General features: G+C 64.1%; 10 protein-coding genes and 1 tRNA gene. 4 read left to right on the forward strand and 7 right to left on the reverse strand.

Features of this window, described 5'->3' with window-relative positions:
• Positions 1–2: 2 nt before the first annotated feature.
• The 7 genes from hpf to M7H45_RS05970 all read right to left on the reverse strand — a co-directional run bounded on the left by hpf (position 3) and on the right by M7H45_RS05970 (position 5,480).
• A complete protein-coding gene (hpf, locus tag M7H45_RS05940) occupies positions 3–608 on the reverse strand; it encodes a ribosome hibernation-promoting factor, HPF/YfiA family (protein WP_298215332.1) in 606 nt (201 codons plus the stop codon).
• 63 nt (positions 609–671) lie between these two features.
• Positions 672–2,114, reverse strand: a complete 1,443-nt coding sequence (gene rpoN / locus M7H45_RS05945; RefSeq protein WP_298215333.1) for an RNA polymerase factor sigma-54 — start codon at positions 2,112–2,114, stop codon at positions 672–674.
• Positions 2,115–2,174: 60 nt separating this feature from the next.
• Complete coding sequence (gene lptB, locus M7H45_RS05950; protein ID WP_298215334.1) at positions 2,175–2,942, reverse strand: LPS export ABC transporter ATP-binding protein; 768 nt, start codon at positions 2,940–2,942, stop codon at positions 2,175–2,177.
• On the reverse strand, positions 2,935–3,825 hold the full coding sequence (locus tag M7H45_RS05955) for an LptA/OstA family protein (protein WP_298215335.1): 891 nt from the start codon (positions 3,823–3,825) through the stop codon (positions 2,935–2,937). The genes lptB and M7H45_RS05955 overlap by 8 nt, the downstream gene beginning before the upstream one ends.
• A gap of 11 nt (positions 3,826–3,836) precedes the next feature.
• Positions 3,837–4,529 (reverse strand): LPS export ABC transporter periplasmic protein LptC, encoded by a 693-nt coding sequence (lptC, locus tag M7H45_RS05960; protein ID WP_298215336.1) that lies wholly within the window; start codon positions 4,527–4,529, stop codon positions 3,837–3,839.
• 209 nt (positions 4,530–4,738) lie between these two features.
• Complete coding sequence (locus M7H45_RS05965; protein ID WP_408832563.1) at positions 4,739–5,368, reverse strand: ribonuclease D; 630 nt, start codon at positions 5,366–5,368, stop codon at positions 4,739–4,741.
• 25 nt (positions 5,369–5,393) lie between these two features.
• Positions 5,394–5,480: transfer RNA gene (locus M7H45_RS05970), tRNA-Leu, on the reverse strand.
• A 126-nt stretch (positions 5,481–5,606) separates the two neighbouring features.
• On the opposite strand from M7H45_RS05970, the gene M7H45_RS05975 reads away from it, so the two are divergent.
• The 4 genes from M7H45_RS05975 (at position 5,607) to M7H45_RS05990 (ending at position 13,452) form a co-directional block, all read left to right on the forward strand.
• On the forward strand, positions 5,607–6,542 hold the full coding sequence (locus tag M7H45_RS05975) for a complex I NDUFA9 subunit family protein (protein WP_298215337.1): 936 nt from the start codon (positions 5,607–5,609) through the stop codon (positions 6,540–6,542).
• A gap of 194 nt (positions 6,543–6,736) precedes the next feature.
• The gene (locus M7H45_RS05980; RefSeq protein ID WP_298215338.1) at positions 6,737–8,170 is read left to right on the forward strand and encodes an NAD(P)-dependent oxidoreductase; all 1,434 of its coding nucleotides are present in this window, start codon (positions 6,737–6,739) and stop codon (positions 8,168–8,170) included.
• A gap of 5 nt (positions 8,171–8,175) precedes the next feature.
• The gene (gene gltB, locus M7H45_RS05985; protein ID WP_298215339.1) at positions 8,176–12,717 is read left to right on the forward strand and encodes a glutamate synthase large subunit; all 4,542 of its coding nucleotides are present in this window, start codon (positions 8,176–8,178) and stop codon (positions 12,715–12,717) included.
• Between the two features lie 66 nt (positions 12,718–12,783).
• Positions 12,784–13,452 carry a glutathione S-transferase family protein gene (locus M7H45_RS05990; RefSeq protein WP_298215340.1) on the forward strand — a complete coding sequence of 223 codons (669 nt, stop codon included), beginning with the start codon at positions 12,784–12,786 and terminating at the stop codon, positions 13,450–13,452.

Here is a 13,452-nt window from a genome sequence, read left to right on the forward strand (position 1 = left end):
GCTTAAGCGACGGGGTCGATCCAGCCGACATTTCCATCGGCCCGGCGGTAGACGACGTTGAGCCCGCCGGTTTTGCTGTTGCGGAACAACAGGACGGGCTGGAAGGCGAGATCCATCTTCATCACGGCATCGCGCACGCAAAGCGTTTCGATGGAGGCGGTATCCTCTGCGATCACGGTCGCGTGCAGCTCCGTCTCCAAGGCCTGCCGCTCCTCACCATGGCCATTGGCGGGCGGGCGGGCCTCGCCATCGTCCAATTCCGGCGCCAGCACATAGGCGCGGGCCATTTCCGGCTTGATCTTGGTCAGGTCGCGTTGATGCGCCGAGACCCGGCGGCGGTAACGGCGCAGGCGCTTGGCGATATGTTCCGCCGCGTCATCGAAGGCGGCGTGAGCGTCGCTGGCCTCCCCCTCGCCCCGGACGGTGATGCCCTTGCCGGCATGAAGATTGATATCGCAGGTGAAGAAACTTCTGGCCCGGCTGAACGTCACTTGCGCCTCGAGCGCCTGGTCGAAATATTTATTGATGATGGTGCCAAGCTGTTTGTCCACATGGGCGCGCAGAGCGTCGGACAGATCGATTTGCTTGCCTGAGACCGTCAGTTGCATTGTCTTCTCCCGAACATGGCCCGGCTCGCTTTCGTCTCGTCAGACAAGGCTGCTGCGCCTTGCTCACACGGGCAGCTTCTCCCGCCTGCGCTGCGCCGAACCGGGAATGCGCAACGCCTCCCTGTATTTGGCAACGGTCCGCCGGGCGATGTCTATCCCCTCTTTTTGTAATAAGACTGCAACGGCGTCGTCAGATAAAATATTTTTGGGAGATTCGGCGGCGATGAGGCGCGCTACCCGGTGCCGCACCGCCTCCGCGGAGAGCATTTCCCCGTTCGTCCCCGCCAGCGCGGTGGAGAAGAAGAATTTGAGCTCGAAAACGCCGCGCGGCGTCGCGATGGATTTATTGGAGGTAACGCGGCTCACCGTGCTTTCATGCAGGTTGACCTCCGCCGCGACGTCTCGCAACGTCAAGGGGCGCAAAAATCCGATCCCATGGCGGAAGAATTCCTCTTGCCGCCGCACGATCTCGCCAGCCACGCGCAGGATGGTCTGCGTTCGCGATTCCAGGGATTTCACCAGCCAGGAGGCGCTCTGCATCCTCTCGGCAAGGTAAGACCGGGTCTCCTTGCTCGCGGAGGCGAGCAAGCGGGCATGAAAGCCCCGGCGGATGAGCAGCCGGGGCATGGTCTCGGGGTTGATTTCGAGGACCCAGTCGCTTTCCCCATTTTCCTGGGGCGGGGCGGGATGCATCAGCACATCCGGGATCAAGGGCCGGAGAGGCTCCGAATCGAAGCGGGCGCCCGGCTTGGGGTCCAACCGTCTCAGCTCGGCCGCCATCTCGGCCAGGTCCGCCCCGTCAACGCCGCAAATCCCCGCCAGGGCGCGCATCTCGCGCCGGGCCAGCAGGTCGAGATGGTCAAGCAGCGCCTGCATCGCTGGGTCGAGCCGGTTGAGTTCGGCGAGCTGGGCGGCGAGACACTCGGCCAGGCTGGTCGCGAAAAGCCCCGCCGGGTCGAACCGCATCATCACCGCGCGCACGGCTTCCAGCCGCGCGGGATCCACCCCCAGCATCGCCGCCAGCGCGTCCGGGGCTTCGCCGAGCCGTCCGGAGGGATCAAGCGCGGCGATGAGCGCGGCGGCGATGAGCCGCTCCTCGCGGGAGGCAAAGGCGAGCCGGGCCTGCTGTTCCAGATGTTCGCGCAGGCAGGGGCGGGCGGCGCCCATCTGGTCCGGCCACGAGCCGTCCGCAGCGGCCTCGCCGCCGCCATACCTGTCCGCGCCGGCGCCGGGAACGTAGATATCCGCTTCGCGCGGGAAAAGATTTTCGGCCCGCTGGACCTCTAAGTCAGGGGAGGGGGCGGCGCCCGGCTCCGCCTCTCGCGGGCCGGCAGCGCCGTCCAGCTCCAGCAGCGGATTTCTCAGCAGTTCCTCGGAGAGAAAGGCCTCGACCTCGAGATTGGAGAATTGCAGAATTTGGATCGCCTGGCGCAGTTGCGGCGTCATCACCAGGGATTGGGACTGGCGAAGATCCAGGCGCGGCCCGAGGGATGGAGCAAAACCCATGCCAGAATGCTAACGCCGTTTTAAATTTCGTCCAGAACATTTATGCATGGACGAGAAGGATCAGAGGCTGAATTTCTCGCCAAGATAAACCCGGCGTACATCCTCATGGGCCACCACCTCCTCGGGGTTGCCTTCCATCAGCACCTGACCGTCATAGAGAATATAGGCGCGGTCAATGATTTCCAGCGTCTCGCGCACATTATGGTCGGTGATGAGCACGCCGAGGCCGCGATGCTTGAGATGGGCGACGAGATCGCGGATTTCTCCCACCGCGATGGGGTCGATGCCGGCCAAAGGCTCGTCGAGCAGGATGTAATTGGGGCCGGTGGCGAGAGCGCGGGCGATTTCAACGCGCCGCCTCTCTCCGCCCGAGAGCGCCAGGGCCGGGGTGCGGCGCAGATGCGAGATGCCGAATTCCGCCAACAGGCCGGCCAGCATTTCCTCCCGCTGTTCCTGGTCGGCTTCCACCATATCAAGCGCGGCCATGATGTTCTGCTCGACGTTCAGGCCGCGAAACACGCTGGCCTCCTGAGGCAGATAGCCGATGCCAAGCCGCGCCCGCCGGTACATGGGCAGGCTGGAAATCTCGGCGCCGTCCAGCGAGATGGTGCCCGAATCCGGGCCGATCAGCCCGACGATCATGTAAAAGGTCGTGGTTTTGCCCGCGCCGTTAGGGCCGAGCAGCCCTACGGCCTCGCCACGCTTCAGGGAGAGCGAGACATCACGCACCACCGGGCGCTTCTTGAACCGCTTGCCCAACCCCTGCGCCACCAGCCCCGTCTGGTTGGAGGGCGGCGCGGCGCGGCTGGTATCAGAGATCTCATTCATTGGGTTTTCCCGAACCCGGCAGGATGACGCCGGAGACGCGCCCGCCCGGCGCGGCAAGCAGCGTGGCGATTCCGGTTTTCATATTTATCAGCGCGTCCGAGCCCGCCAGCTCGTTGGGGCCATGGATGACATGGACGTTCCCGCCGATCCGCGCCTCTCCCGTCGGCGGGAGATACACGCCTTTATCTCCGGTGACGGTATCGGTCCGGGTTTTGATGACAACATGGCCGATGGCCTCCACCCGCTTGAGGTTGCCGCTCTCATCCGTTTGCGGGCTGGCCCCTGCGGCGGGCTTGGCGCCGCCGGCAGCCGGGTTGGAAAAATAGCCGGTGATCACGTCAGCGGCGATCGAGCGGCCGTCTTGGGAGACAATAAGCGCGTTGCCCCGCGCGATCGCCTTGCGGTCGGCGGCGTAATATTCAATGGAATCGCGGGCGGTGACGGTATTTTGCGGGGTGGTGAGCTTGAGGTCATGGCCAGTGAGCACGAGAACCTGCTGTTCAACGGAATAAACGGCCTTGTCTCCCCAGGCATTATCCGTCGCGGTGTAGATATGAACATGGCCGAGGGCGTCAAGCTCGGTAAGCTGGGCGTTGCCCTGGTCCAGCCCACCCTCCACCGTGCCGCTGCCCGTTGGGGGAGGCTGAGACGCCCCCGGCTTTTTGACATAATGGGCGACGAGTTCATCGGCGGTCACGGTCACATCCCCCCGTACCGCCTTGGCGCCGCCCGTGGCGGTCACGGTCTGTGCGTCCTGCGACCAGGTGATGCCTTGCGCGGCGGAGATTTGCACGGGCACGGGCGGCGCCCCCGGCGGGCCACCGAGATTCAAATCCTGCCCCATGGCCGGGGCGGCGGCGGCCAGGCCCGGCAACAGCAGCAAATGCAGTTTTCTCATTGAACCTGGGTAAGGGTCAGCGTTGCCGGACCGTGAAATGTAACCTGATGGCCATGGTCGGATATGGTAAAGCCGTTCTGCGCCTGCAACGTGCCGAAGGGGCCGGTGACCTGAACGGGAGCGGAGCCCGAGGCGGTGCCCGCCCGCATATCGATGACCGCGCTGGGCGAGGTCATCACCGTGCCATCATTGCGATAAAGGGTGGTCCCGCCACTGAGGTCGAGCTTGCCGTTTTGCTGGTGGTAATCCCCCGCAGCGGATTTGAGGGAGAGCCAGGCGCCAGATTTCAGGGTTAGATCCCCCTGCGGCGCGGTGAGCAGCACATTATTGCTGTCTTGCTGGATAGCGCTGCTCGCGGTCACGGTATAAGGCTGCCCCTGCGCGTCCCGGCCATGATAGGTCGCGCCCTGCATGCGCGAGGCCGCATCATCCTTCTGCGGCGCCATATGATAGGTGACGCGGTATTTGGCTGGCCCGGCCCGCCAGGATGGCGCGAGCGCCAGCGCCGCCAGCAAGGCCAGCGCCGCGGCGGGTAAGGACCGTTTAAGCAGAGCGATTTTAAGGCTGCGTTTGGCCAGATCGCCTGTCATTTTCCCCTGCCGCTGACGCTGAATCTCATCGAGAACCGAGCGGCGGGGGGGCATGCGGTGAATGTGGTTCATGATGCGGTCCACCCAGCGGCCACGCATGTCGAAAGCATGAAATTCATGGCTCAATTATGAGGGAGAAATAAGGCGATAGCAGGGCAGCCGGGTCCATGGCCCCCCTGTGCTCCGGCATTGTCCCGTTTTCATATCTCTTCATGGCTTGCCTCATGCGGCTTACAACTATGGGCCAGCAGCGCGTTGCCGGTCAACATGAGATGCGCAACCCTGTGTAACGGCCAGGGCAGGGACCCTCAATGCGCGAAGAGGTCCGGCTCCTCATAGCCAAGCAGATCCAGCCTCGCGCGCGCGGGGAGAAACCCATAAGCGGCCTCGGCGATGTCCAGCCGGTTCTCGCGGATGAGCAGCGATCTCAGCTTCTCCCAGATGCGGTGAAGATAGAGCACATCCGAGGCGGCATAGGTGAGCTGGTCCGGCGTCAGTTCGGCGGCGCCCCAATCGCTGGTCTGTTGCTGCTTGGAAATTTCTACGCCGGCGAGATCCCGGCATAAATCCTTTAATCCGTGGCGGTCCGTGTAGGTACGGACCAGCTTGGAGGCGATCTTGGTGCAGATGACCGGCTGGGTGAGCACGCCCAGCCCTTGCTGAAGCGCGGCGATGTCGAAACGGGCGAAATGGAACAGCTTGGTCACACCGGGATCGGCCAGCAGGCGCTTGAGGTTGGGGCAATCCGCGCCCCGCCCGCCCTGCGCCGCGGGAATGATCTGCACGAGATGGGCCGTGCCATCCCCCGCTGAAAGCTGCACCAGGCATAACCGGTCCCGGTGAGGGTTGAGCCCCATCGTTTCGGTATCGACGGCGACGAGCGGGCCAAGATCAAGCCCGTCCGGAAGGTCATGCTTATGAAGCTCGATACCGCTCAAATAAATGTCCTATATGGATGAGAAATGGTGCCCAGGAGAGGACTCGAACCTCCACGCCCTTGCGAGCGCTAGCACCTGAAGCTAGTGCGTCTACCAATTCCGCCACCTGGGCCAGACCATTTTCAATGCCGGAGCATCGTGGGAGCGGCGTTTAGCTTTCCCTCGCCCTGGCGTCAACATGACTTGAGCGGCTTTTTCCCCCGGCTTACATACCGAGGGGAGCAGGAAGGGGCATCGCATGTTTTCTGAGCGCAAGATCGCCACGGTGTTTGGAGCCTCGGGGTTCCTGGGCCGCTATGTCACCCAGCGCCTAGTCGCGCGCGGCTATATCGTGCGCGCGGCGGTGCGGGATACGGAAGCCGCCAAATTTCTCCGGCCCATGGGGGTGGTGGGTCAGATCGTGCCGCTTTTCGCCCCGGTGGAACAGGAAGCGGCGTGCGCGCGGGCGGTGGCGGGAGCGGAGATCGTCGTCAACCTTGCCGACATTCTCAAGCCCTCCCGGCGGGGGGAATTCAACCGCACCCATGTGGAGGGCGCGGCCCGGGTGGCGCGGCTCTCCCATGCGGCGGGGGCAAAGCTGGCCCATATTTCCGCCCTGGGCGCGGACCCGGCGGCTGCCTCGGCCTACGCCAAAAGCAAGGGCGAGGGCGAGGCGGCGGTGCGTGCCGCCCATCCCCAGGCCGTGATTTTGCGTCCCTCCATCATGTTCGGGCGAGAGGACCGGTTTTTCAACCGCTTCGCGGCGCTGGCGATGGTCTCGCCAGTGCTGCCTATTGTTCATGGCAAGACGAAACTGCAACCCGTTTACGTGGCCGATGTGGCCGACGCGGTGATGACGGCGCTCGATTCCGCCGCCGGCGGGCTCTTCGAGCTGGGCGGGCCGGAACAGAAAAGCTTCAAAGCCCTGATGCGTCAGATGCTGGAGACGATCTGCCGCGATTCGGCCATTTGGGATATGCCCGTCGCGTTCGCCCGGCTGCTCGCCTGCCTGCCCGGGATCAACCTCACTCAAGACCAGATCGCCATGCTCGCCCGGGATAATGTCGTCTCGCCCGGCATGCCGGGCCTAGCCGAGCTGGGCGTCACTCCCACGCCGCTGGATCTCATTCTGCCCGATTACCTCGTTTGTTATCGGGCTAAAAGCCATGATGTCGGCGCTGTTTTTATTGAATAGTAAACATACAGGTCCTTTTTTTAAAAAAAATCGCGGCGTCATGTAGGCCGTCGAGGGGTTTACCCTAAAAAACGACAATGCTTCAGACATAATCAAGAAAAAACCTTGGCGTTTCCCTAAAACTTCGGTTAAGAAGCACGGGCGATCCCAAACGCGGCAGTGGCGCCGCGTTTTTCATCTTTAGTGAGGCAAAAATGGCCGAGCGCATGCTGAAATTTGTCCATTTGCCGCAGAAAATGCCCAAAAAGCGTCCCGCTGCGGATCGCCGGGAAGATTTTGCCGAGATTTACGCGGATTTTGACCCAGCGACAGCCTCGGCCCAGGCCAGCCGCTGTTCGCAATGCGGCATTCCTTTCTGCTCGGTTCATTGTCCGCTTTCGAATAATATTCCGGACTGGTTGAAGCTCACCGCCGAGAACCGGCTTGAGGAAGCATATGAAATTTCCTCCGCAACCAACACATTTCCTGAGATTTGTGGGCGCATCTGTCCACAGGACCGGCTTTGTGAAGGTAATTGCGTCATCGAAAAAGGGTTCGAATCCGTCACCATTGGCGCGGTGGAGCGCTACATCACGGATACCGCCTTCGAGAATGGCTGGGTAAAGCCTATCACCGCTCCGGTGGAGCGGGCCGAGAGCGTGGCGGTCATCGGCGCGGGGCCGGCGGGGCTGGCGGCGGCGGAACGGCTGCGGGCCCAGGGTTACCAGGTTACCGTCTATGACCGGCATGACCGCGTCGGCGGGCTACTAATCTACGGTATTCCCGGTTTCAAGCTGGAGAAGGAGATCGTGCTGCGCCGCTGGCGCTGGCTGGAGGAAGGCGGCATCAAATTCGTCCTCAACGCGGATATCGGTGGCGCTCTGCCTTTCACCGCGCTGCGCGAGACGCATGACGCGGTGCTGATCGCCACGGGCGTCTATAAAGCCCGCGAGATCGGCGGCCCCGGCTCCGGCCTGCCTGGCATCGTCAAGGCGCTCGATTTTCTCGTCACCGCCAACCGCAAGGGGTTGGGCGATGTGGTGCCGGAGCGCGAGGCGGCGCTGCTGACCGCGGCGGGCAAGGATGTGGTGGTGATCGGCGGTGGCGATACCGCCATGGATTGCGTCCGCACCGCCATCCGCCAGGACGCTAAATCCGTTACCTGCCTTTACCGGCGCGACCGCCAGAACATGCCGGGCTCGCTGCGCGAGGTGAAGAATGCCGAGGAGGAAGGCGTCAATTTCCTCTGGCTCGCGGCGCCGGAGGCGTTTCTGGGCGATGAGCATGTCACCGGCGTGCGCGCGGTGCGCATGCATCTCGGTTTGCCCGACGCCTCGGGCCGCCAATCGGTGGAACCGCTGGCGGAGTCCTCCTTCACGGTCAAGGCCGATCTCGTCATCAAGGCGCTGGGCTTCGACCCGGAGGATCTGCCCGCCGCCTTCGGCGTGCCAGGGCTGGACCTGACCGGCTGGGGCACGCTCAAGGTGCATCCGCGCAACTTTGAGACTTCGCTGCCCGGCGTGTTCGCCGCCGGGGATATCGTGCGCGGCGCCTCGCTGGTGGTCTGGGCCATCCGTGACGGGCGCGACGCCGCCGCCGCCATCCATCGCCATCTGCAAGCCGCCCGCCCGGCGCGGGCCGCGGAGTAACCGCCATGTCCCACGCAATTCCCGAGACAGCTCCGCAATTCCTCGCCGCCTGGCAGGCCAACACCGCCGCGCTGCGCCAGACCTATCATCCCGGCCAAGAGCACGACGCTTGCGGGGTGGGGCTGGTCGCCGCGCTGGATGGCCAGCGCCGTCGCGACATCGTCCAGGCCGGCATCGACGCGCTGAAGGCGGTCTGGCACCGGGGCGCGGTGGATGCGGACGGCAAGACGGGTGACGGCGCTGGCATCCATATCGAAATTCCCCAGGATTTCTTCGCCGCCGAGATCAAGCGCGGCGGCGACCGCCTGCGCGAGGGGGCGATCGCGGTGGGGATGGTGTTTCTGCCCAAAACCGATCTCGGCGCGCAGGAACGCTGCCGCCAGATCGTCGAGGCCGAGATTCTCAATTTCGGCTACCGCATCTATGGCTGGCGTCAGGTGCCGATCAATGTCGAGTGCATCGGCGAGAAGGCCAACGCCACCCGCCCCGAGATTGAACAGATCATGCTGTGGAACGCGCGCGGCATTCCAGATGAGGATTTCGAGCGCGAACTCTACATCATCCGCCGCAAGATCGAGAAGGCGGCGATCGAGGCGCAGGTCGATGAGCTTTATATCTGCTCGCTCTCTTGCCGCTCGATCGTCTATAAAGGCATGTTCCTGGCGGAAAGCCTGACCCGGTTCTATCCGGATCTTCTGGACGAGCGCTTCATCTCGCGCTTCGCCATCTATCATCAGCGTTATTCCACCAACACCTTCCCCACCTGGAGGCTGGCCCAGCCCTTCCGGATGCTCGCCCATAATGGCGAGATCAACACCCTCGCCGGCAACGTCAACTGGATGAAGAGCCACGAAACGCGGCTGGCCGCCGAGGGGCTGGATGAATTTCTCGACTATGTAAAGCCGGTGGTGCAGTCCGGCGGCTCGGACACGGCGGCGCTGGACAATGTGTTCGAGCTGCTGGTGCGCGCCGGGCGCGACGCGCCGATGGCAAAGACGCTGATGATCCCGCCCGCTTTGGGGGCGGACGCCACCATGCCGCTGGCGCACCGGAACCTGTTCGCCTACTGCAACGCGGTGATGGAGCCGTGGGATGGCCCGGCCGCCGTGGCCGCCACCGATGGCCGCTTCGTCATCGCCGGGCTGGACCGCAATGGTCTGCGGCCCCTGCGCTATTCCATCACCCGCAATCAGATGCTGATCGTCGGCTCCGAGACCGGCATGGTCAAGCTGGACGAGGAGAACATCGTCGAGAAGGGCGCGGTCGGCCCTGGCCAGACCATCGCCGTCGATCTCGACGAGGCAAAATTCTATCATGACGGCGAGGTCAAGGACATGCTGGCCGCCCGCCAGGACTTTGCCGCCTGGGTGAAGCGGATCACGGTCATCGACCATATCGTCAAGACCGACGCGCCGGAGCCGGTGCGGCTGGACGGGGAGGGACTGCGGCGGCGCCAGCTCGCGGTCGGCTTCTCGCTCGAGGATATGGAGCTGATATTGCATCCCATGGTGGAGAGCGCCCAGGAGGCGGTCGGCTCCATGGGCGACGACGCGCCGCTCGCCGTGCTCTCGGGCCGCTATCGCGGCCTGCATCACTATTTCCGCCAGAGCTTCAGCCAGGTCACCAACCCGGCCATCGATTCCCTGCGCGAGACGCGGGTGATGTCGCTCAAAACCCGGCTCGGTAATCTCGGCAACGTTCTGGACGAGAATGAGGAGCAATGCGACCTGCTCCAGCTCGAATCGCCCGTGCTCTCCACGGCGGAGTTCGAGGCGATGCGCCGTACCATGGGTGCTTCCGCCTGCGTGGTGGACGCCACCTTTAAGGTGGCGAATGGGGAGGGCGGGTTGCGCCGGGCCATCGAGCGCATCCGCCGCGAGGCGGAGGAGGGGGTGCGCGCCGGCTGCACCCACGTCATCCTCACCGATGAGGCGATGAGCCCGGAACGCGCCCCCATACCGATGATTCTCGCTACCGGCGCGGTGCATACCCATCTCGTCCGCCAATCCCTGCGCACCTTCACCTCGCTCAACGTCCGCTCCGCCGAGTGCCTGGACGTGCATTATTTCGCGGTGCTGGTGGGGGTGGGGGCGACGACCGTGAACGCCTATCTCGCGCAGGAATGCATCGCTGACCGCCATGCGCGCGGTCTCTTCGGCGCGCTCTCGCTCAAGGATTGCGTCGCCCGCTACAAGAAGGCAGTGGATAAGGGGTTGCTCAAGGTGATGTCGAAGCTCGGCATCTCCGTCATTTCCTCCTATCGCGGCGGCTATAATTTCGAGGCGGTGGGGCTGTCCCGCGCGCTGGTCGGCGAGTTCTTTCCCGGCATGCCCTCCCGCATCTCGGGTATCGGCCTGCCCGGCATCGCCCATAAAGTGCTGGAACTGCACGCCAACGCGTGGAGCGGCAATATCGTGCCTTTGGATGTCGGCGGGCTGTACCGGCTGCGCCGCACCGGCGAGGCGCATGCCTTCGACGACAACGCGGTCCATCTGCTGCAAAGCGCGGTGGCCACCGGCTCCTACCGGATTTTCCGCAAATATTCGGAGACGGTGCGCCGCCAGCGGCCCATCGCGCTGCGCGACCTGCTCGATTTCCGCAAGGACGGTCTCACCCCCATCTCGGTGGACGAGGTCGAGAGCATCACCTCTATCCGCAAGCGGCTGCTCGCTCCCGGCATCTCGCTTGGCGCCCTCAGCCCCGAGGCGCATGAGACGCTTTCCATCGCCATGAACCGCATCGGCGCGCGTTCTGATTCCGGGGAAGGCGGAGAGGACCCCGCCCGCGCCGAGCCGCGCCCGAACGGCGACAACGCCTCCTCCGCCATCAAGCAGATCGCCTCTGGGCGGTTCGGCGTCACGGCGGAATATCTCAATGATTGCAATGAGATCGAGATCAAGGTCGCCCAGGGCGCCAAGCCCGGCGAGGGCGGGCAATTGCCCGGCTTCAAAGTAACGGAACTGATCGCCCGGCTGCGGCACGCCACGCCCGGCGTCACCCTCATCTCGCCGCCGCCGCATCACGACATCTATTCCATCGAGGATCTCGCCCAGCTCATCTATGATCTCAAGCAGATCAATCCGCGCGCCACGGTCTGCGTGAAGCTGGTGGCGCGCTCGGGCATCGGCACCATCGCGGCGGGGGTCGCCAAGGCCAAGGCGGATGCGATTCTCGTCTCTGGCCATGTCGGCGGCACCGGGGCCTCGCCGCAATCCTCGGTGAAATATGCCGGGCTGCCCTGGGAGATGGGGCTGTCCGAGGCGCACCAGGTGCTGATGCTCAACCGGCTGCGCCACCAGGTGGTGCTGCGCACCGATGGCGGCATCAAGACCGGGCGGGACGTGGTGATCGCCGCCATGCTGGGGGCGGAGGAATTCGGCATCGGCACGGCCTCGCTCGTCGCCATGGGCTGCATCATGGTCCGGCAATGCCATTCCAACACCTGCCCGGTGGGCATTTGCACCCAGGATGACAAGCTGCGGGAGAAATTCGAGGGCACGCCCGAGAAGGTCATCAATCTATTCTCCTTCGTGGCGGAGGAGGTGCGCGAAATTCTCGCCTCGCTCGGCTTTCGCAAGCTGGAGGAGGTGATCGGCCGCACCGATCTGCTGCATCAGGTCTCGCGCGGAGCGGAATATCTGGACGATCTCGACCTCAACCCCATTCTGGCCCAGGCCGATCCGGGGCCCTATGCCCGGCATTGCACCCGGCAGGGCCGCAACGAGGTGCCAGAGACGCTGGACGCGCAGATGATCGAGGACGCCGCGCCCTTCTTCCAAAATGGCGAGCGGATGCAGTTGCAATATAATATCCGCAACACCCACCGCGCCATCGGCACCAAATTCAGTTCGCAGATCGTCGCCCGCTACCGCAAGGTCAAGCTCCAGCCCGACCATGTCACGGTGCGCCTGCGCGGCTCCGCCGGACAATCGCTGGGCGCCTTCGCGGTGAACGGGCTGAAGCTCGAGGTGCTGGGCGATGCCAATGATTACGTCGGCAAGGGGCTGTCCGGCGGCACCATCGTGGTGCGCACCGGCCCGTCCTCCCGGCTCAAGACCAATGAGAACACCATCATCGGCAACACGGTGCTCTACGGCGCCACCTCCGGGGCGCTGTTCGCGGCGGGCCGGGCGGGCGAGCGTTTCGCCGTGCGCAATTCCGGCGCCACCGCCGTGGTCGAGGGCGCGGGCTCCAATGCCTGCGAGTACATGACCGGGGGCACGGTGGTCATACTCGGCGGGGTGGGTGATAATTTCGGCGCGGGTTTCACCGGCGGCATGGCATTCGTTTACGACCGCGCACGCCTCTTCGAGAAACGGCTGAATCCGGAGACGCTGCATTGGCAGCGCCTCGACTCCGCCTATTGGGAAAATGTGCTGAAAACCCTCATCGCCCGCCATGTCGCGGAAACGGAGAGCCGCTACGCCGCCACCTTGCTGAATGATTGGGGGCGCGAGGCGGCGCATTTCTGGCAAGTGGTCCCCACGGAATACGTGAAATATCTGCCCGCCGGGCTGAGCGATGAAAGCGAGGCGGCGCGCGCCTGACCAAAAGAGGCCGCCCGCGCGGGCGGCCTCTTTTGGTGAAATTCACGCGGTGGCATAAAACGGGCCATGCGAATCCTCTACCATCTCCCGCTCTCTCCCTTCTCGCGCAAGGTGCGGATGGTGCTCGCGGAAAAACGCCTGCCCTTCGAGTTGCGGGTGGAGAAGGTATGGGAGCGCCAGCCCAGCTATCTGGAACTCAACCCCGCCTGCACCGTGCCGACCCTGGTGGAGGATAACGGCCTCGTCGTGCCGGATTCGCGGGTGATTTGCGAATATCTGGAGGAATCCTATCCCGACACCTCGCTGCTCAGCCGCTCACAGCCGGAGCGGGTGGAAACGCGGCGGCTCATCGCCTGGTTCGATGAGAAATTCTATGACGAGGTGGTGCGCAATCTCTATTGGGAGAAGCATCTCAAACCACTGCTCAAGCTGGGCGCGCCGGATGCCAACGCCTTGCGCGCGGGCTATGCGAATTTGAAACAGCATCTGCTCTATATCGGCTGGCTGGCCGAGCATCGCCGCTGGCTGGCGGGTTCCGCCCTGTCCTTCGCGGATTTCGCCGCCGCCGCCATGCTCTCCACCCTCGATTTCATGGGCGATGTGGATTGGTCCGTCTCGCCCCCGGCCAAGGACTGGTATGCGCGCATCAAATCGCGCCCGTGTTTCCGCGCCATCCTCTCCGACCGCATCAGCGGCATGGCCTCGCCGCCCCATTACGCGGATTTGGATTTTTGA

The organism is Acidocella sp. (genome assembly GCF_027352905.1).
Lineage (GTDB): Bacteria > Pseudomonadota > Alphaproteobacteria > Acetobacterales > Acetobacteraceae > Acidocella.